The sequence below is a fragment of the Pseudomonas sp. E45-MNA-CIBAN-0222 genome, assembly GCF_040310405.1.
In the GTDB taxonomy this organism is placed as follows: domain Bacteria; phylum Pseudomonadota; class Gammaproteobacteria; order Pseudomonadales; family Pseudomonadaceae; genus Stutzerimonas; species Stutzerimonas stutzeri_AC.
In genome coordinates, this window is sequence record NZ_JBEOPU010000005.1 from 67,778 (window position 1) to 87,694 (window position 19,917).

A 19,917-nucleotide genomic window follows, 5' to 3' on the forward strand; every position below is an offset into this window, starting at 1 on the left:
GGGAGGCGCTGCCGTGACTGTACTTGCGACATGGGCTGAGATTCGCTCGCTCTACCGACAATGCCAACCCGGCGTGTTCAAGGCGAGCTTCACGCATGGCGGACTGCGCATGGTCTGGCCTTCCTGGGCGCTGACGATCGCTGTCGGCATATTGCTGGTTGGGACCTGGCTCAATAGCCAGTCACCGTTACAGGGGTTGGCTGCCATGGCCGGCGCACTGCTTGCGCTGTTTGGCATGCTGCTGGCCCGGGAGCGCTATTGCGCGTGGCACTACCGCGATATCTATGCCCGTGAAACGCTGAATCGCTACGGTTTTCTACGCCGCGAAGAACTACTGCGCTACGCACTGTTCCGAAATGCCCTTGTAGAGCGCGGGTTCAACGCAGCGGACATTCAGGAGTTGGCGCGCGTCGCCGAGATCGCTGGCCCTCCACCTCAGGAACGCTGGGTCTCCCAGAATCTCGTCATCGTCATGCTGGTTTCGGCGATCGTCAGCCTGTCGACGGACGTCATCAAGCTGACCGATACCTGGATCGCCGGAAAAGGCATCGTATTCGTGCTGGCGTTAGCCACGGTCACATATGTGGTTCTAGCCCTGCTGGATGGCATCCGCAGCAACCAGCATCGTGACCGGGTAATCGGCCGCTGCCTGGAGCGCGCGGCGTTGGATATCGCGCGTACTCAGGCGGCGCACAGAGCGCCCCTGGCATCTTTCGAAAACGCTACTACGCAATGAATAGCCGCAGATTTCCAGGCTGCCATGCCAGAGAAACCTGCTGACGCAACCGCCATGGCTATGCCCGGCAGCGCACCATCATAGCGGCTGAAACTACACCGCTGTGCTGCTGGCCGTTCGGGCGAATCGGTAGGTGGCGACGCCACACAGCAACAGGCCGGCGACCGCGAGCAAGCCGGCGGCCACGCCGATCTCACGCAGCCCCAGATGGCTGACAACGAGGCTGCCGAGCAAGGCGCCGCCGCCGATTCCGACGTTGTAGATGCCGGAGAACATGGCCATGGCGACGTCGGTCGCATCCGAGGCCAGGCTCAGCACCTTCGATTGCACGGCCAGGCCGAAGCACATCCCCGCGATCCCCCAGATCACCACCACCGCACCTAGCAGCGAACTGTCACGCGAGGCTGGCAGCAACAGCAGCAAGCAGCTCGCCATGACCGAGATCGCCGCAATCAGAAAGCCCCGTGGATAGCGCGCGCTGTATCGGCTGAACAGCAGCGAGCCGAGCAGACCGGCACCGCCGAAGAGCAACAGCAGGACGGTGGTCATGTCGCCGCTCAGGTGCGCGACGGTTTGCGCAAAGGGCTCGATGTAGGTGTAGGCGGTGAACTGCGCGGTGATGACCAACGCGGTCAGCGCATAGGCAGTCAACAGCGCAGGGCGCTTGAACAGCACCGGCAGGCTGCGTAACGAACCGGAATTCTGGCTCGGCAGCGATGGCAGCGTCCGCGCCAGGACGACCAGCACCAGCGCGGCAATCACGCCGATGGCCAGGAAGGTGGTGCGCCAGTCCAGCGCCGCGCCCACCACGCGCCCCAGCGGGATGCCCAGCACCATCGCCAGCGCACTGCCGGTCGCCAGCAGGCCCAGGGCTTGCGCCTGCTTGCCTGCGGGCGCCACACGTACTGCCAGCGATGCGGTAATCGACCAGAACACTGCGTGTGCCAGGGCGATGCCGATCCGACTGAGCATTAGCATGCCGTAGCTAGACGCCACGCTCGAAACCAGATGGCTGCCGATGAACACCACGAAGACCAGGATCAGCAGCGTGCGCCGCTCGAAATTGCGCGTCAGCAGCATCATCGGCAGCGACATCAGCGCAACCACCCAGGCGTAGATGGTCAGCATCAGCCCGACCTGGGATGGCGGCATGTCGAACGAACGGCCGATGTCGCTAAGCAGCGCCACTGGGACGAACTCGGTGGTGTTGAAGATGAAGGCGGCCAGCGCCAGTGCGATCACGCTGAGCCAGCTCCCGGCTGGGGAGCTTTGCGATTCGTTCATGGAGAAGTGGGTCTGGTAGCGATTCACTCGACACACAGCGCGACGAATGAGGGTGTAAGGGCGACGGTTTCTGCACGAATGCCATGACGCACGCGGCCCGCTGGCGAGAAGCGAGCAGGATGGCAGCGGGAGCGGATGGCGGTGAGGAGCAGGACAGTCGAAGCGGCGCGGATTCTACGCCCGCCCTCCGCTGATGTCAGGTCGCAAACGTGCGTCACGACGAGCGGCGGCCACGGTATCGCTGCTGCCGGTGGTTGATCACAGCGCTCTGCCGCTGCCTGACTTCCGTTCGGCATCCCGGCGAAACTTTCCAGGCGAGCGCCAGCCGTACCTACAGAACCCATTTCAGGTCTGGAGTACGTATGGCTTACCCGAAAATTCCCGCTCAGCAGCAGGACCGCCTGCCCGGTCGCGAAACCGAAATGCACCCGCAGGCCGAGTTCATCCGCGACAGCTACAAGGGCAGTGGCAAGCTGGCCGGCAAGGTCGCGCTGATCAGCGGCGGCGACAGTGGCATCGGTCGCGCGGCAGCGGTGCACTTCGCCCGTGAAGGCGCGGACGTCGCGATCATGTATCTCGACGAACACGAGGACGCCGAAAACGCCCGGCGCATGGTGGAAGCCGAAGGCCAGCGCTGCCTGTTGATCGCAGGCGATATCCGCGACAGCCGCCACTGCAACGATGCCGTCGAACAAACTGTGAAGGCCTTCGGCGGGCTGGACGTGCTGGTCAACAATGCCGGCCGCCAGGAGGTGCAGACCCGCCTCGAGGACATCACCGACGAGCAGTGGGAAAAGACCTTCGCCACCAACATCCACGGCTACTTCTATCTCACCCGTGCCGCCCTGCCCCATCTGCAGGCCGGCGCCTCGATCATCAACACCACCTCGATCAACTCCTTTATCGGTCACCCGCTGCTGGTGGACTACACCTCGACCAAGGGCGCCATCGATGGCTTTACCCGAGCGTTGTCACAGCAGCTGATCGAGCGCGAAATCCGCGTCAACCAGATCGCGCCAGGCCCGATCTGGACGCCGCTGCAGCCGCCGTCGCTCGGCAAGCACGACCCGCAGATGCTCGAAGACTTCGGCAGTCAGATGCCCATGGGCCGCTGCGGCCAGCCTTCCGAACTAGGTCCGGCTTATGTCTACCTGGCCTGCGAGGACTCGTCCTATGTCAGTGGGCAGACCATTCATATCAATGGCGGCAAGGTGGTGAACGGCTAGCCGGCGGCGGGAAGCCGCACCAGCGGGTGCGGCCCCAGGCGAAGCATCGGGTAATGAGTCCGCACGGAACCATCGTGCGGGTTGCCGCGCCCAACGATCAGTACCCATGCGTTGACCGCTACCGGTCCAGACGCCCGCCACCGCAGCCTCGCTGCATATGAAAGGTGAAGTCATGACCCAGATTCTTATTGCCGCTTTCGATCGCTATGTCGAAGCAGAAAAAGTGAAAGCCGAACTCGTGAGCGAGGGGGTGTCCAGCGACGACATCCAGATATCGGCATCCTTCAACAGCGACACCGTCGACAGCAGCCGCGTGGAAATGGTCGGCGAAGAGCCGGGTGAAGACGCAACGGTGGCCGACAAGATCGGCAGTTTCTTTCACAAGGTTTTTGGCGACGGGTCTAGCCAGCATGCCGGTCGTTATCCCGAAGCCGCCCGCCGCGGATCGACCATCGTCACCGTAACACTGGAAGACGACAGCCGGGTTTCCGCAGTCGAGCGTGTCATGGAGCGCAACGGCGCCATCGATATCGACGAGCGCAGCGCCAAGTGGGGAGACGACGATGCCACCCCGGTCACCGCCAGCACCGAGACGCTGACCACCGGCTACCCGGATGCCACCTCGATCAGCGTCGATGAGCGCGAACTGGACGGCAGCTCAACACCGGATCGCGGTGCCGATTCCGGCTCGATTCCAGGCCGCGCGGAAAACGAAAAGGCTGCCCGGCGCGACAACACCGCGGGTCGCGTACGCATCATCCCGCGCTAGGGCAACCAGGCGGTTTCGTCTGCCAGCAGCGCCTGCAGTGCCAGCGCATTGCTCACCGCAGCGCCGCTGGCAGTATTGTCGAAGATGCACCAGCATGGCACGCCGGACCGAGCAGAAGTCCGCAACTCACCTGTCAGGCGCGTCAGCCAATCGGCCGAGTACGCCGAATGGTAGATGCGTGGCGAGCCGTGCAACCGGTAGTAACGCATGCCCGACCAGCCGCCCGGCTTGTCTCCACCCGCAATCGGCGAAGGGTCAGCTGCCACCCGTGCGATACGCCAGCGCTCGAGCAGCTCATCAGAACCCAGCCAGCTGGCATGCCGCGGTTCCAGTACCAGCGCGCCGTTGTAGCGTGCGCGCATGGCGGTGAAGAAGTCCTCCGCCACCGACGGATCGAAGGCCAGCGATGGCGGCAATTGCAGCAACAGGCAACCGAGCTTTTCAGCCAGCCCGGCAGCTTCACCGAGAAAGCGCTCGAGCGCTTCGTCACACTCGCGCAAGCGCAGCTCATGGCTGATCTGTTTGGGCATCTTTACGCAGAAGCGGAAGCCGTCCGGCACGCTCTCCGCCCATTTGCGATAGATTGCCGGGCGATGCGGTCGGTAGAACGAGCTGTTGATTTCCACCGCCGGAAACCGGCCACCGTAACGTTGCAGGTGACTGCCTTCACTCGGAAACTCCGGCCAAATGGCCCGCGGCAGACTCCACCCTGCACAACCCAGGCGAATCCTCTCGCTAGACTTCATCGGCTTCCCCTTTTTCTCCGCCTGCCACGCGGCCTGGCCATGTGCTTTAAACTTGCGCGCTGCTCGCCCCCTCAGTACGCACGGTTCATCCATGAAGCAACGCCCTGTCACACCCTTTCAGATACTCATCCTGGTGCTGTCCGTCTATGTGATCGGCGCGCTGGTGGCCGATCTGGTGTTCGATCTGCCCGACGACATATCAACCCTGCTTGGGTATCTGGACAACATCGTTTGCTTCTTTTTCTTCATCGATTTCTGGATGCGCCTGCAAAAGGCTGAGAACAAACTGCGATTCATGCGCTGGGGCTGGATCGATCTACTGGCCAGCGTGCCGGCAGGTGGACTGCAGGCGGCCAAGCTGTTCCGTGCCTTTCAGATTCTGCGAGTGCTGCGGGCGATCAAGTCGCTGCGGCTGATCTGGCGCATTCTGTTCCGCAACCGCGCCGAGGGCATCGTTGCCTCCGCCGCCACGGCGACCATGCTACTGGTGGCGTTCGGCGCGCTGACCATGCTGCTGGTCGAAGCGCCGAACCCTGATAGTTCAATAAACACGCCGGAAGAGGCGCTGTGGTGGGCATTTGTCACCGTGACCACAGTCGGCTACGGCGACTTCTATCCGGTCACCACCCAAGGCCGTATCGTTGCGATCCTGCTGATGGTTTCAGGTGTCGGGCTGTTCGGCAGTTTCGCGGCCTATATCGGTTCGCTGTTCGTCGCCGACCGCAACGAAGAGGACAACCGTGAACAGCTGGCCGACCGCGAAACGCTACAGCGTCTGCTGGTACAGGTGGAGATGCTGACCGAGGAGGTGCGCAGCATGAAGCTGCAGCTGGAGCAAAATCACCAGGGCGATGGAGATGCGGTGAAGCGAGGGAGTTGAGGTGCATGTTCTGGTTGTCGGGCATGGACATGCACCGTCGAGCAAAAAAAGCGCATCGTGAATCTTAGATAAGAAGACTGATCAGCAAAGGTGTCGATCATGGCTAAGGCCGGGGGCAAGCAGTTCAAATCCATCAGGCTCGAACGCCTGGCGCGCTTCATCGACTGGGCTACGGCGCGATATCCGGATTTCATCCCGAAAAAGCATCACCAGGAAAAGTGGTTCACCCCGTACATCGGCTACCCCATCGCGGGGCTGGGGCGTGCGGCTAAGGCATTCTGGCTGGGGCTGCACGAGCACGCGGTGGACGAACTGCTGGCCGAACCTACCGCGGACGGGCTGCTCGATCGGGTCGTTGGTCGTGACCTCGGCGAGATTAACTGCCAGGTAGACGTATTCGGCAGTGAGAAGACCTTCAACCTGGGCTCGCCGGTTCATCTATTAGAGCCGGACTGGGCGATGCGGCTGGACGATAGCCTGCGGCGCGACGATTTCGCAGGCAACCTGCAACGAGCGGTGCAGATCTATGTGCGGGGGCGCTTGCAGGTACTTGAGCGTTCCTTCGCCGAGATGGACGAAGACGACCGGCAGCGTTGCCTGGCGCGCGTCCGCCCGGAGCTGTCGCGACTCGATGAGTTCCTGCCACATGCCGTCGCCACGCTCAACGAGATCCGCCACGAACTTCGCTACGTGGTGCCCTTGCAGCACGGCAACCTGACGCTCGAATTGCAGCGACGCATCCCGGCCGGCCAGGATCATCTGCTCAGCGTGGCGGAAGTCGAGGCGTGGAAACGCCGGGATCACGAGGAGCTGCAAACCACCTTCGAGCGCATGCTCGAGCTCGCCGGCGATTTCGACCTGCAGCTGCTCGGGCACAAGCGCATTACCGAGCTCATGGCGCTGGAGCCCGGGCGCATGCGCAAAGCAATCCGTGCAGCCTGTCGCGAGCACGAGGAGAAAATGGCGTTTGCCGTGCTGCTGGAAAACAACCCGCGCTTCGTCCACTACCACAAGCTCTACCCCGCCCGCCGGCTGACCCGACGCTGGACCGCCCTGCTCGGCCCGACCAACAGCGGCAAGACGCACCGCTCCATCGAGGCGATGGCGGCGGCCGAGCATGGCATCTACTTGTCACCGCTGCGCCTGATGGCACTGGAAAACCAAGAACGCATCGAATCGATGGGCGTGCCCTGCTCACTGGTCACCGGCGAGGAAGAAATCATCCGCGAAGGCGCCACGCACTTCTGCTGTACCGTGGAGGAGTTCGCCCGCTTCCGCCATCTGCACTGGGATGTGGTGGTGGTCGATGAAGTACAGATGGTGGCTGACCCGCAACGCGGCTGGGCCTGGGTCGATGCACTGGTCAGCGCACATACGCCGCAACTGATGATGACCGGCCCCGCCCTGATTCAACCCTCCTTGCGCACGCTCTGCGAACTCTGCGAGGACAAGCTGGTGGTGCAGCGCACCAAGCGCCTGTCCCCGGTTGAGGTCGCCCGCCACGCCACGACGCTGCAGCGCCTGGAACCCGGCTCGCTGCTGGTGGCGTTCAGCCGCAAGCTGGTGCTGGAACTCAAGGGCATGCTCGAAAGCGCTGGCAAGAGCGTCTCGGTGGTCTACGGCGCACTGTCGCCGGAGGTGCGCCGCGAGCAGGCGCGGCGTTTCCGCGAAGGCGAGGCGGACATCATGGTCGCCACCGACGCAGTCGGCATGGGCCTCAACCTGCCGGCGCACACGCTGTGCTTCTACACCGACGAGAAGTTCGACGGTATCCAGAACCGCCAGCTCAAGGTGCAGGAGGTCAAGCAGATCGGTGGGCGCGCAGGGCGTTTCGGCCACCACGACAGCGGCGAAATCACCGCGTTCGATCCGCAGACGCTCAAGTCCATCCGTCGCCTGTTCAACAGCCCGGATGCGCCGGTGGACCTCAGCCAGTTCCAGGTGCGCCCATCCATTGATCACCTGGCCGCCATCTCCGAGCTGATGGGCGAGCCGAGCCTGCTGCGCGCCTGGCTGACCTTCAACCGCAATATCAATTACGGCGAGGCCTTCATTTCGGTGCTGCCGGACGAACTGGCCGAATGGATCGAGCTGATCGACGACCCGAAAATTCCACTCTGGCTGCGCTGGACGTTCGCCTGCACGCCGATCCGCGGCAGCTTCGATAGTCCGGCCAGTCAGCATGCCCAGCGCTGGATCAAACGAGTCGCCGAAGGCCACGCCATTCCGATGCCCAAGCTGCTGCTCGGCAGCGACCTGGCCAGCCTGGAAAGCACCCTGCATGTGGTGGAAACCTACCTGCATCTGGCCCGCAGCCTCCCCGAGCATTTTCCCGAGCACGACGACGGTGAAGACGCGCGCAAGCTGCTCAACGACGCCATCACCCGTGAACTGTCACGCCAGCGCAAACCGCGGGCTGCACGACGCGGCGGCGGCCGCAAGGCCGGGCGACGACGTTGAGAATATCCACCAATCGCAATCCAGCCAGGCCGGCCGCTCTATAATCGCCGCTTTGCTGCCGAGCGCGAGCCTGCCATGCCGATCAAGTACGCCCGTCGTCTGACCGATCGCCGACGGTCCGCCCATAGCAATCGTCAGCTCGGCCTGTGCCTCGCGTTTGTCGCGGGTGCCGCCAATGCCGGCGGGTTCATCGCCGTCCAGCAGTACACCTCGCACATGACCGGCATCGTTTCGGCAATGGCCGACAACCTGGCCCTCGGTGCCACCGACCTGGCGCTGGCAGGCTTCGGTGCATTGCTCTCGTTCGTTCTTGGCGCAATGTGCTCGACGCTGATGATCAATTTCTCGCGGCGTCGCCGCCTGCATAGCCAGTACGCGTTACCGCTGGCGCTGGAAGCCGGACTGTTGCTGCTATTCGGTATCCTCGGCGCACGGCTGATGACGATTCCGGGTTTCTTCGTGCCGCTGACCGTGGTCCTGCTGTGCTTCATCATGGGCCTGCAGAACGCGATCATCACCAAACTCTCCAATGCCGAAGTGCGCACCACCCATATCACCGGCATGGTGACCGACATCGGCATCGAGCTGGGCAGGCTGATCTACTTCAACCGCAATCGTCATGACGACATGCCACCGGTTCGGGCCAACCGACAGCGCCTGCGTATCAACCTGCTGATGGTGATGAGCTTCTTCGTCGGCGGATTGGGCGGCGCAGCCGGCTTCAAGCATTTCGGCTTCATCGCCACGGTCCCGCTGGCCGCCTTGCTGCTGGCACTGGCTCTGGTGCCGATGGCTGACGATCTGCTGCTCGGCTGGCGCCTCTGGCGGCGTCGGCGCTAAGACACCGACGGTTTCCGACGCCCTCCCGGTTGGCAAGGCTTCATCGGTCACGGCGAAGACTCGCGACCGTGGCGACAGCAAGCACCATCGTTTGTTCCCGCAGCGCGCCCATAAAATGTTCGAATTTTTACTTTGACAGCTGCATTCTTTGCCTCTAAGTTTTCGTTTCCGAACAATTCCGAACGACCGCAGTGCTCGGAATAAAACAAAAACAAACGAACGAGGCTCCGCGCATGAGTACGCCCATCGTCCCGACGCTCAAGGGACAATGCATCGCCGAATTTCTCGGCACTGCCCTTCTCATCTTTTTCGGTACCGGCTGCGTCGCAGCGCTCAAGCTCGGCGGCGCCGATCTGGGGCTGTGGGAAATCAGCATCATCTGGGGCATCGGTGTTTCGATGGCGGTGTATCTTGCCGCCGGCGTTTCCGGTGCTCACCTGAACCCCGCCGTTACCATCGCGCTGTGGCTGTTCGGCACCTTCGAACGGCACCGCGTCCCGGCTTACATCCTGGCGCAGGTGGCCGGCGCCTTCTGTTCCGCTGCGTTGGTCTACGGGCTGTACAGCAGCCTGTTCTTCGATTTCGAACAGGCCCAGCAGATGGTCCGCGGCAGCGTCGAGAGTCTTGAGCTCGCTTCTATCTTCTCCACCTACCCGCACGCCTCGTTGTCATTCGGCCAGGCGTTTCTCGTGGAAGTAGTGATCACCGCCATTCTGCTGGCGATGATCATGGCCATCACAGACGACGGCAACGGCTTGCCAAGCGGCCCGCTGGCCCCCCTACTGATAGGCCTGCTGATCGCCGTCATCGGTGGCGCGATGGGCCCGCTGACTGGCTTCGCGATGAATCCTGCGCGGGATTTCGGGCCCAAGTTGATGACTTTCTTCGCAGGCTGGGGCGACGTCGCCTTCACTGGTGGGAAAGACATTCCGTATTTCCTGGTTCCGATTTTTGCCCCTATTCTCGGCGCCTGCCTGGGTGCCGCGGGTTACAAGGCGCTGATCTGCAGGCATCTGCCAGGCGTTGGCTCGGCCGCCTGTGATGTACCGATACCCAAGGAAAAGGCCCCTGCCGAAATGGGCTCCGCACAGCCCGATGTCAGCAAAGTTCGCTAAGGAAACGTCGCCATGAGTAATCAGAACAAGCAATTCATCGTCGCCCTCGACCAGGGCACCACCAGCTCCCGCGCCATCGTGCTGGACCGCAACGCCAACGTGGTGACCATCGCCCAACGCGAGTTCGCGCAGATCTATCCGCAGCCGAGCTGGGTCGAACACGACCCGATGGAAATCTGGGCGACCCAGAGCGGCGTATTCGTTGAAGCCCTGGCCCAGGCCGGCATCACCAACGAGCAGGTGGCGGCGATTGGCATCACCAACCAGCGCGAGACTGCCATCGTCTGGGACAAGATCACCGGCCGACCGATCTACAACGCCATCGTCTGGCAGAGTCGTCAGAGCACGCCGATCTGCGATCAGCTCAAGCGCGACGGTATGAACGATCACATCCGCAAGACTACCGGCCTGGTGATCGACCCCTACTTCTCCGGCACCAAGATCAAATGGATTCTCGACCATGTGGAAGGCAGCCGCGAACGTGCCCGGCGTGGAGAACTGTTGTTCGGCACCGTCGACTGCTGGCTGATCTGGAAGATGACCCAGGGCAAGGCCCACGTCACCGACTACACCAACGCCTCGCGCACCATGCTGTTCGACATTCACAAGCTGGATTGGGACCCGGTAATGCTCGAGGCGCTGGACATCCCGCGCGAGATGCTGCCAGAAGTGCGCTCGTCCTCGGAAGTTTATGGTCACGCCTACCTTGGTTCGGGCCAGAGCACCGGCATTCCAATCGCCGGTATCGCCGGGGATCAGCAGGCCGCCCTGTTCGGCCAGATGTGCGTAGAGCCAGGCCAAGCCAAGAACACGTACGGTACCGGCTGTTTCCTGCTGATGAACACCGGCACCAAGGCGGTGCAATCCGAACATGGGCTGCTGACGACAATCGCCTGCGGACCGCGCGGAGAAGTGAACTACGCACTGGAAGGCGCCATCTTCAATGGTGGCTCCACCGTGCAGTGGCTGCGTGATGAACTGAAGGTGCTCAACGAGTCGCTGGATTCGGAATACTTCGCCACCAAGGTGCCGAACAGCAACGGCATCTACCTGGTGCCAGCCTTCACCGGTCTAGGCGCGCCCTACTGGGACCCGCGTGCCCGTGGCGCACTGTTTGGCCTGACCCGCGGGGTCAAGGTCGATCACCTGATCCGAGCAGCATTGGAATCCATCGCCTACCAGACCCGCGACGTGCTAGATGCCATGCAGCAGGACGCGGGCGAGCGCTTGCGCGCCCTGCGCGTGGACGGCGGCGCGGTAGCCAACAACTTCCTCATGCAATTCCAGGCCGATATGCTCGGTACTCAGGTTGAACGGCCGCAGATGAAGGAAACCACCGCGCTGGGCGCCGCCTACCTGGCAGGTCTGGCGACCGGTTTCTGGAGCGATCTCGACGAGTTGCGCAGCAAGAGCAGCATCGAGCGAGTATTCGAACCGGCGTGCGGAAGCGAACAGCGCGAAGCGCTCTATCGCGGGTGGCAGAAGGCGGTCGACCGCACGCGCAACTGGGCCGAGGACTGATCGAACGCTGTCCGCGCCCGCATCTCCGATCGTTCGGAAGCGGGCGCGGCATGCGCGAATTCGAACAGGCGGCGCTTTAATCGAACGCCAGACTACGGCATGCTTCCCGCACAACAGCGAATAAGGAAGCCTCATGAGCCTGGCGCCCCGACAGCAGAACATTCTGGAACTCGTGCGCGAGCGCGGCTACGTGAGCATCGATGAGCTGGCGCGGCACTTCGCTGTCACGCCGCAAACCATCCGCCGCGACATCAATCAGCTTGGCGATGCCGGCCTACTGCGGCGCTACCACGGCGGCGCCGCTTACGACTCCAGCGTGCAGAACACTGCCTATAGCCAGCGCGCTCACCAGATGCGTGACGAGAAGCTGCGTATAGCAGCGGCCATGGCCGCACGGATTCCTGACCAGGCTTCGCTGTTCATCAACATCGGCACCACCACCGAGGCCATTGCTCAGGCCCTGCTCAATCATCGCGACCTGAAGATAATCACCAACGATCTTCACGTGGCGAGCATTCTCAGCACCAAGGAAGACTTCGACGTGTTGATCGCCGGCGGCAACGTGCGCAGCGATGGCGGCGTGGTGGGCCAGGCGACGGCGGATTTCATCAGCCAGTTCAAGGTCGACTTTGCGCTGATCGGCATCAGCGGCATCGACGAAGACGGCACCCTGCTCGACTTCGACTACCAGGAAGTTCGTGTCTCCCAGGCAATCATCCACAACGCGCGCAAGGTTTTCCTGGCCGCGGATTCCAGCAAGTTTGGCCGCAGCGCCATGACACGCCTGGGTTCACTGGAGCAGATCGACTGCCTGTTCACTGACTCGGCGCCGTCGGAACTCTTCACCGAGCTGCTCGCCCGCCACAAGGTGCAACTGGAAATCGCCGAGTAACCTGGCAGCGCGTTAGTCGCGGACAAGTCCGCTCCCACACGAGATTGTGCCGAACCTGCAGAAGCGTTCGGGGAGCGTCGAGTCTTGAGCGCAAATAAACCCCAGTCAACGCTTCTGTATTTTTCGTGACGAAAGCCGCTCGTAACGAATTCGGGTGCTTCCGGGCAGACGAAACCTGGCCGCTCGGCGCTATGAAACCGGCATTGCAGCCCGAGCAGCGACAACCAATCAGAAGCACTCAAAGTTCGAATATTTTCTTTTTTAACTAATTTCGAACATTTAAGCTTTCGCATGGATTCTTTTACGAATAGCATGTTCAAAACCGAACATACCCTTCGTTTCAGAGGAGAAGCCCGTGCCACATTCCGCCCAGCCCGTCTCCGAGCTCTATGACGTCGCCGTAATTGGCGGCGGTATCAATGGTGTCGGTATCGCTGCCGATGCAGCTGGCCGCGGGCTGTCGGTGTTCCTGTGCGAACGCGATGATCTGGCCAGCCATACGTCATCGGCGAGCAGCAAGCTCATCCACGGTGGTCTGCGCTACCTGGAGCACTACGAATTCCGCCTGGTCCGCGAAGCGCTGGCCGAGCGTGAAGTGCTGCTGGCCAAGGCGCCGCATATCGTCAAGCCAATGCGCTTTGTCCTACCCCACCGCCCGCACCTGCGACCGGCATGGATGATCCGCGCAGGTCTTTTCCTTTACGACAACCTGGGAATGCGCAAGAAGCTGCCAGCTTCGCGGGGATTGCGGTTTGGCAAAGAAAGCCCGCTCAAGCCCGCCATTACTCGCGGTTTCGAATACTCGGATTGTTGGGTAGACGATGCCCGGCTGGTTGTGCTCAACGCCATGGCGGCTCGCGAGAAAGGCGCGCATATCCATACCCGCACGCAATGCCTGAGCGCCAAACGCGCTGGCGGCATCTGGCATGTCGAGCTGCAGCGTGATGACGGCAGTCGGTTCTCGCTACGTGCCAAGGCGCTGGTCAACGCAGCAGGGCCCTGGGTAGCGCAGTTCATCGGTGAGAACCTGCAGCAGCGTTCGCCGTACGGCATTCGCCTGATTCAGGGCAGCCACATCATCGTGCCCAGACTGTACGAGGGCGAGCAGGCCTACATCATGCAGAACGAGGATCGGCGTATCGTCTTCGCCATCCCCTACCTGGACCGCTACACCATGATCGGCACCACTGACCGCGAATACCGCGGCGACCCAGCCAAGGTGAGCATCAGCGAAGAAGAGATCGCCTACGTGCTGGGGGTGGCCAACACCCACTTCCGCAAGCAGCTCAATCCCAGGGACATCGTGCATACCTTCGCCGGCGTCAGACCGCTGTGCGACGACGAGTCGGACAACCCGTCGGCTGTCACCCGGGACTACACGCTATCGCTGGCGGCGGAAGAGAAACAAGCGCCGCTGCTCTCTGTCTTCGGCGGCAAACTGACCACCTACCGCAAGCTCGCCGAGTCGGCTATGGCCCAGCTAAAGCCATTCTTCCCCGACATGGGGCAGAGCTGGACGGCACATGCGGCGCTGCCTGGCGGTGAGGGGATGAGCACGGCCGATGCGCTCACCGAAGAACTGGTGGCCAAGATTCAAGGCCTGGAGGTGCAGCTGGCCAAGCGTTGGGCGACCCTCTACGGCAATCGTGTATGGCGCATGCTGGGCGACGCACGCTCGCTAGACGCACTTGGCGAAGACCTTGGCCAACAGCTCTATGCACGGGAGGTGGAGTACCTGCGTAGCGAAGAGTGGGCAACGCAAGCGGATGACATCCTCTGGCGTCGCACCAAGCTCGGACTGGCATTCAGCGAGCCGGAAATCGCACACCTGCAACGCTACCTGAAAGAGCGGCCGTTGGCCGAACCCGCACGCAGCAGCGACGCAGCCTAAGCGTAGTTCCAAGAGCCCGTCATCGGCGGGCTTTCGTTTGCCCATTCGCCTGCGCTTCAGGCCCAAAATAAACTCCGGCGCCGTTCGTCCGTGGATGCCGCTGCGGTCATCAAGTATTCACACCCAAGGCTCACCGTCGGGCGACTGACATGCTCACGGGAGTTGCCTGATGACGACGAATACCGGTGCCCTCGCCGATCAACCCACAGCCGCTACACGGCAATGGCTGTCCTGGCTGCTGGTCATCACGCTGATCTATCTGCTGCTGGCGGCAGTGGGCGCAATTGGCGATGGGTTCAAGGCAGCCACTGGTGAGAATGCGAAAGAACTATTCGCGTTCGCCACTAACCCCTTCGTCGGCCTGATGATCGGCCTTGCGGCCACCGCGCTGATCCAGAGTTCCAGTACCGTAACCTCGATCATTGTCGGAATGGTGGCCGGCGGGCTGCCAATCCCCATCGCGATTCCGCTGATCATGGGTGCCAATATCGGCACCTCATTGACCAGCACCATCGTCAGCCTGGGCCACATCCGAAGTGGCGTCGAGTTTCATCGAGCCTTCGCGGCAGCAACCGTGCACGATGCCTTCAACATCACCGCGGTGACTATCCTGCTGCCGCTGGAGCTGCTATTCCATCCACTGCAGCGCATGTCCGAGGCCCTAGCCGGGCTGCTGGTAAGCGACAGCACCAGCGTCGACATGAAGAGCGTGAACTTCATGAAGACCCTTCTCACTCCGGCCAGCGAGCTGCTTGAGGCCAGCGTCGCCTGGCTGCCGAGCAAAGTCTGGGCAGGCGTCGCACTGATCATTATCGGGATCGGCCTGATTCTCTTCGTGGTACAGGCCATCGGCAAGGTGCTACGCAGGGTCATGGTCGGCCGCGCCAAGAACATCATGCACGCCAGCGTTGGTCGTGGCCCGGTTTCCGGCATCGCCTCGGGAGCCATCATCACCGTACTGGTTCAGTCTTCTTCAACCACCACCGCCTTGATCGTGCCGCTCGCAGGCACCGGGGTCTTTACCCTCAAACAGGTGTACCCCTTCACGCTGGGCACCAATATCGGTACCTGCGTCACTGCACTGCTGGCTGCTACGGCGATCTCAGGCCCCACCGCAGAACTGGCCATGCAGATCGCGCTGGTGCATTTGCTGTTCAACCTGTTCGGCATCCTCATCATCTATGTAGTGCCCTTCCTGCGCGGTATTCCGCCGGCCATCGCGACGCATCTCGCTAACCTGGCGCAGCGCAGCAAGCTGTATGTCGGCGCGTACATTGGCGGCGTGTTCTTCGGCCTGCCGTTGCTGATGATCGGCGGTAGCCAACTCTGACCCAGGCTGGAGGGCCATCCCATGCATAGAGAACGTCGTGTCCAGACCGAAAACCGCATCCGCGAACTGCGCGAATCGCTCAATGAGCTCGAAGCCCAGCTCAAGCAAATAGATGCTCAGGAGCAGAAAGCGCAGCACCGGGAAATCGATCGACTGGATGACTACATCGATGCCGTCGACACCCGATTCAACAGCCTGCAGGTATTCTGGAACTCGCTGAAACACGAATGGTTGAAATCGAAACCCTGAGCCAGGCAGAGGAACGCAGCATGCACGTCAAACCCCACCCTCATTTGCTGCTTTTTCTCACTCTCGGCCTGCACCTGGCGCTCACCCCGGCCGCGCGCGCGGATGAGCCCGCGAACACTGGCTTGCTTATAGACGGCTCAAGCACTGTCTACCCGCTGACGCAGGAAGCGGTGCGCCGGTTTCTGCGTGCCCGCCAAGGCCACCCGATTGACGTCGCCTTTTCGGGCACTTCTGCGGGGTTCCGCCGCTTCTGTGCTGGCGAGACAGACATCAACGACGCCTCCCGCGAGATCAATGCCGAGGAACGGGCGCGGTGCGAAGAGAACGGCGTGCGCTACCGGCAAGTACCGCTGGCGATGGACGCCATTGCTCTGGTTGTGCATCCCGGCAACCGCTGGGCAACGGACATCACTGTCGAGGAGCTGAAAAAGCTCTGGGAACCGGCAGCGGAAGGCAAGATCGTGCGATGGAACCAGATCCGTCCGGAGTGGCCGGATCGTCCGGTGAAACTGTTCGGCCGCGGCCAGGACTCAGGCACCTACGACATCTTCACCGAGGAGATCGTCGGCACCAGCCACAGCAGCCGCCAGGACTACACTGCCAGCGAGAATGAGGAGGAACTGGCCGCTGGGATTGCCGCTGAGCCCGACGCACTTGGATTCTTCGGCATCGGCGCCTACCACCGGCACTGGGACGAACTAAAATTGCTCGCCGTGGATAACGGCAAAGGCCCGGTTTATCCCACCCTTTCGACCGTCAGCCTAGGGCAGTACCAGCCCCTGACGCGCCCCCTGTTTCTCTATCTGAGCGAGCAGAGTTTGCGGCGAAAACCCGTGACCCAGGCATTCGTCGAGCACTATCTGGACGGTTTGCCCGGCTGGATCCACTTCACCGGTTTCATGCCGCTCAACAGTGAGCGCTACCGCGAAAGTCTGGCGGCTTTGAAGCAAGCAGCACCCGCGAATTCACCCGCCCCCAATTAATGTTAGCGGCGCGGCCAGCCGCTTAGCAGATCGCCCGCGCGATCATGGGGCCCGGCAGGTGATCGGCGTTATAACCATGTTGCAGGCAAGCTCAGGCAGCTTCACCGGGACGCTCCACGTCGCCGTAGAGAGGTCAGCAACCGCTAGTCGCTGCAATTGAGGCGCACACGTTTGCTGCCATCCGCCTGAACGCCCCGCTCGGAACCACAGGCTGGCCGTAACAAACCTGAATGGCAGGGCTACCGGCGCGGGAAAGTGGAGTCAGCGGCGCTTGAATCGCTGAGCAATTCCGGTAGGCTCGCAGCTTTCCCAGAGGAGTACACCCCCATGGCTCGAGCAACTGCCCGCCACATCCTGGTTCCCACCGAAGAAAAGTGCAACGAACTCAAAGCAGCCATCGAAGGCGGCGCTGACTTCGCTCAGGTCGCCAAAGACAACTCCACCTGCCCGTCCAGCCGTCAGGGCGGTGACCTGGGTTCATTCGGCCCCGGCCAGATGGTCAAGGAGTTCGACACCGTAGTGTTCAGCGCCCCGCTCAACGAAGTGCAGGGCCCGGTGAAGACGCAGTTCGGTTATCACCTGCTGGAAGTGACCAGCCGCCAGGACTGATCCTTTTTGTCCCCGCACCCTATGTGCGGGGACACGCAGCCCCTACCACGCCGAGCAGGCGCCCCACACCGGCAGCACCTCCCGATTCATCTCCATCCTGATCACGCTTCGAGACGAAAACGCCCTGTCAGCGACTTGAGGCCTTTCATGCTCTGCATGATGGTGTTACCCGACTCTGCGGTGTCATGGGTGACGCCGGCGGCCTGATCGGCCACCTGGGCGATACGCGTCAGCGACTGATTCATGTCCTCGGCCACCTGCGACTGCTCCTCGGCAGCGGTGGCAATCTGATTGGTCATGCCGCGAATGGTCTGTACCGCCCCCACGATCTGACCTAGCGCATGCTGTGCCGCTTCGATCTGGGTTAGCGTGACTGTGCTGCTCTGGCGCGACGCATCCATGGCTTCACCCGCGCGGGTGGCCTGGCTCTGCAGCCGTTCGACCAACACGCTGACCTCCTTGGCCGAGCTCTGAGTGCGGCTTGCCAGGCTACGTACCTCGTCGGCCACCACTGCGAAGCCGCGCCCTTGCTCACCAGCTCGCGCCGCCTCGATTGCCGCATTGAGTGCCAGCAGGTTGGTCTGCTCGGCAATACCGCTGATCACGTTGAGTACCTTGCCGATTTCATGGCTGTCCTGCACCAACTGCTGCATGACATCGGACAGGCCATCCACATGACCGCTGAGGGTGCGGATGGCCCCAACCGACGCGTTCATCACGGCGCTGCCGGAGTTGGTTTCCTGCTCGGCGACATCCGCCGCATTGGCGGCTTCGACGGTGCTGCGCGCAACTTCCTGAGAGGTGGCGAGCATTTCATTCATGGCGGTCGCGACCTGATCGATTTCGGCCTGCTGCCCTTCCACGTTACGCGCACTGTCACCAGCCAGACTTGCCATGCGAACGCACTGGACATCGGCTTCGTCAGCGGCCAGGCGCACGCCCTTGATCATCTCACCGACCTGTCCCAGCAAGCGGTTGTAGGCCAGCGTGATCATGCCCATTTCGTCGTCGGCATGACGCACCTGCAGCGGTGACGAAAAGTCGCCCTGGCTGACTTTTTCCAGCCGCCCCCGCAGTTCGTCGATCTGCAGCATCAACCAGTTCATGCCGGCTATTCGGCCGAGAATCACCAGCAGCAGGATGCACAGGGTCGAACCCAGGGCTACCCAGAGTTGCTGGGAAGCGCTGCGGTTAGTCTCGGCGGAGATCAGCGACACCACTTCGTTGGCGGCCGCAAGAATGTCGTTGGAGTCGGTGGCAACTGCCTTCAGGTCAGCACTCTGACCTGCCGCCAACGCCTGCACGGCTGGACGGTATCGCTGCCAGATCTGATCGACGCGCTGCAGATGCGGCTGTGCGCTTGCCAGCTCCACCGGGGCAATACCCTGTGCGCGATCACCAACCATCAGCAAGCGATGCGACTGCTCAAAACGCTGGATAGTCTTGTCCACTTCCGCCGGGCTTCCAATGCCTTGGGCCGCTAAAAGCGCTTCCTTCATCATTTTCTGACTGAGCATGCGCTGTGCGCCGGCCATGTCGATCTGGCTGGCGTCCTTGGCGGACATGAACAGCACGCCGGCAGTCAGAGCGGCACAGAGAAAGATCAGGCTGTAGGAAAAGAAGAACTGGAGGTTGATGGTACGCAGACCAAGTCCGCGCAATATGGACTGTATGACGTTTGCCAAGGTGCTGGTCATTGGGGATGTCCCACTGCAGAAAAAGAAAGCGACGCCACCGCAGGATGGCGTCGCACTTGCTCTGTTCTCGGCGGCGGCCAGTGCAACTTGATACCGCTGATCACCTATGGCGAAACTCAGCAACGACGAGGCTCCGAGCGGTTTCTTTCGCTCACGGACATTCAAGGCACATGCTGACACAGATCAAAAAAAGTCGAGGATGCGTGCATTTTTTGGCCAGAGTTGGACGCAACGGCTATGGTCAGGGGGACGCGAGGACTACTCGCAGAACACTGATCGAACGAGGGTCTGATCATGTTTCAGGTATCGCGCAGAGGCGAAAACCGTATCGATATCGACTTCTCCGGCAAGCTCGACAGCCAGGCCATGCGCGCGGCGCTGGATGACTTGCTATTCAAGTCAGAAGGCATCAGCCATGGCCGAATGCTCTACCGCATCGGCGACTTCGACCTGCCTACGCTTGGCGCCGTCGGGGTTGAGCTGTCCCGACTACCACAACTTTTCCGTTTCATTCACCGCTTCGACCGCTGCGCGGTGGTCGCCGGCAGGGAATGGCTGCGCAAAGCAAGTGAAGTCGAAGGCGCGCTAATTCCCGGATTGACCATCAAAGCCTTCGACCTGCATCAGGAAGCCGAGGCCAGCGCCTGGCTGGAACACGGCTGACACCCCGAATACCCGACCCGCGGAAG

At 61.9% G+C, this 19,917-nt stretch carries 18 protein-coding genes and 1 pseudogene; 15 read left to right on the forward strand and 4 right to left on the reverse strand.

Features of this window, described 5'->3' with window-relative positions:
* Positions 1-13: 13 nt before the first annotated feature.
* Entirely contained in the window at positions 14-736 is a 723-nt protein-coding gene (locus AAEZ08_RS09090; protein ID WP_003281490.1) for a hypothetical protein, read from the forward strand.
* A 93-nt stretch (positions 737-829) separates the two neighbouring features.
* Here AAEZ08_RS09090 and AAEZ08_RS09095 read toward each other — a convergent pair whose 3' ends face one another.
* On the reverse strand, positions 830-2,020 hold the full coding sequence (locus tag AAEZ08_RS09095; RefSeq protein WP_500124127.1) for a sugar transporter: 1,191 nt from the start codon (positions 2,018-2,020) through the stop codon (positions 830-832).
* Between the two features lie 362 nt (positions 2,021-2,382).
* Here AAEZ08_RS09095 and AAEZ08_RS09100 point away from each other — a divergent pair, with 362 nt between their 5' ends.
* Together AAEZ08_RS09100 and AAEZ08_RS09105 are read left to right on the forward strand one after the other, a co-directional pair.
* Positions 2,383-3,246: an SDR family oxidoreductase gene (locus AAEZ08_RS09100; protein WP_003281493.1), complete on the forward strand. Its 864-nt coding sequence runs from the start codon at positions 2,383-2,385 to the stop codon at positions 3,244-3,246.
* A 172-nt stretch (positions 3,247-3,418) separates the two neighbouring features.
* Positions 3,419-4,015 (forward strand): hypothetical protein, encoded by a 597-nt coding sequence (locus tag AAEZ08_RS09105; protein WP_500124128.1) that lies wholly within the window; start codon positions 3,419-3,421, stop codon positions 4,013-4,015.
* On the opposite strand, the gene AAEZ08_RS09110 is transcribed toward AAEZ08_RS09105, so the two are convergent.
* Positions 4,012-4,761, reverse strand: coding sequence for a DUF72 domain-containing protein (locus AAEZ08_RS09110; RefSeq protein ID WP_500124129.1), 750 nt, complete (start codon positions 4,759-4,761; stop codon positions 4,012-4,014). The genes AAEZ08_RS09105 and AAEZ08_RS09110 overlap by 4 nt on opposite strands.
* A gap of 91 nt (positions 4,762-4,852) precedes the next feature.
* Here AAEZ08_RS09110 and AAEZ08_RS09115 point away from each other — a divergent pair, with 91 nt between their 5' ends.
* The 11 genes from AAEZ08_RS09115 to AAEZ08_RS09165 all read left to right on the forward strand — a co-directional run bounded on the left by AAEZ08_RS09115 (position 4,853) and on the right by AAEZ08_RS09165 (position 17,531).
* On the forward strand, positions 4,853-5,641 hold the full coding sequence (locus AAEZ08_RS09115) for an ion transporter (protein WP_500124130.1): 789 nt from the start codon (positions 4,853-4,855) through the stop codon (positions 5,639-5,641).
* Positions 5,642-5,740: 99 nt separating this feature from the next.
* Positions 5,741-8,101: a helicase-related protein gene (locus AAEZ08_RS09120; protein WP_500124131.1), complete on the forward strand. Its 2,361-nt coding sequence runs from the start codon at positions 5,741-5,743 to the stop codon at positions 8,099-8,101.
* Between the two features lie 75 nt (positions 8,102-8,176).
* Positions 8,177-8,941: a YoaK family protein gene (locus tag AAEZ08_RS09125; protein WP_500124132.1), complete on the forward strand. Its 765-nt coding sequence runs from the start codon at positions 8,177-8,179 to the stop codon at positions 8,939-8,941.
* Positions 8,942-9,174: 233 nt separating this feature from the next.
* The gene (locus AAEZ08_RS09130) at positions 9,175-10,056 is read left to right on the forward strand and encodes an MIP/aquaporin family protein (RefSeq protein WP_003281502.1); all 882 of its coding nucleotides are present in this window, start codon (positions 9,175-9,177) and stop codon (positions 10,054-10,056) included.
* A gap of 12 nt (positions 10,057-10,068) precedes the next feature.
* On the forward strand, positions 10,069-11,577 hold the full coding sequence (gene glpK, locus AAEZ08_RS09135; RefSeq protein WP_181066719.1) for a glycerol kinase GlpK: 1,509 nt from the start codon (positions 10,069-10,071) through the stop codon (positions 11,575-11,577).
* 133 nt (positions 11,578-11,710) lie between these two features.
* A complete protein-coding gene (locus AAEZ08_RS09140; protein WP_058065678.1) occupies positions 11,711-12,469 on the forward strand; it encodes a DeoR family transcriptional regulator in 759 nt (252 codons plus the stop codon).
* A gap of 355 nt (positions 12,470-12,824) precedes the next feature.
* Positions 12,825-14,360 carry a glycerol-3-phosphate dehydrogenase gene (gene glpD, locus AAEZ08_RS09145; RefSeq protein ID WP_500124133.1) on the forward strand — a complete coding sequence of 512 codons (1,536 nt, stop codon included), beginning with the start codon at positions 12,825-12,827 and terminating at the stop codon, positions 14,358-14,360.
* Between the two features lie 169 nt (positions 14,361-14,529).
* Positions 14,530-15,690, forward strand: a complete 1,161-nt coding sequence (locus AAEZ08_RS09150) for a Na/Pi symporter (protein WP_482693503.1) — start codon at positions 14,530-14,532, stop codon at positions 15,688-15,690.
* Between the two features lie 21 nt (positions 15,691-15,711).
* The gene (locus tag AAEZ08_RS09155) at positions 15,712-15,939 is read left to right on the forward strand and encodes a hypothetical protein (protein ID WP_102820491.1); all 228 of its coding nucleotides are present in this window, start codon (positions 15,712-15,714) and stop codon (positions 15,937-15,939) included.
* 20 nt (positions 15,940-15,959) lie between these two features.
* A complete protein-coding gene (locus AAEZ08_RS09160; protein ID WP_427702337.1) occupies positions 15,960-16,922 on the forward strand; it encodes a PstS family phosphate ABC transporter substrate-binding protein in 963 nt (320 codons plus the stop codon).
* Between the two features lie 279 nt (positions 16,923-17,201).
* Positions 17,202-17,531 carry a peptidylprolyl isomerase gene (locus tag AAEZ08_RS09165; RefSeq protein WP_256054743.1) on the forward strand — a complete coding sequence of 110 codons (330 nt, stop codon included), beginning with the start codon at positions 17,202-17,204 and terminating at the stop codon, positions 17,529-17,531.
* Between the two features lie 101 nt (positions 17,532-17,632).
* Here the strand turns inward: AAEZ08_RS09165 and AAEZ08_RS09170 are convergent, their stop codons facing one another.
* Both AAEZ08_RS09170 and AAEZ08_RS09175 read right to left on the reverse strand, forming a co-directional pair.
* On the reverse strand, positions 17,633-18,526 hold the full coding sequence (locus tag AAEZ08_RS09170) for a methyl-accepting chemotaxis protein (protein ID WP_500124217.1): 894 nt from the start codon (positions 18,524-18,526) through the stop codon (positions 17,633-17,635).
* Positions 18,503-19,228: pseudogene (locus tag AAEZ08_RS09175) on the reverse strand (type IV pili methyl-accepting chemotaxis transducer N-terminal domain-containing protein); the annotation flags it as partial. The gene AAEZ08_RS09170 and the pseudogene AAEZ08_RS09175, both read right to left, overlap by 24 nt.
* A gap of 294 nt (positions 19,229-19,522) precedes the next feature.
* On the opposite strand from AAEZ08_RS09175, the gene AAEZ08_RS09180 reads away from it, so the two are divergent.
* On the forward strand, positions 19,523-19,891 hold the full coding sequence (locus AAEZ08_RS09180) for a SpoIIAA family protein (protein ID WP_102820490.1): 369 nt from the start codon (positions 19,523-19,525) through the stop codon (positions 19,889-19,891).
* The last annotated feature ends 26 nt before the right edge of the window (positions 19,892-19,917 follow it).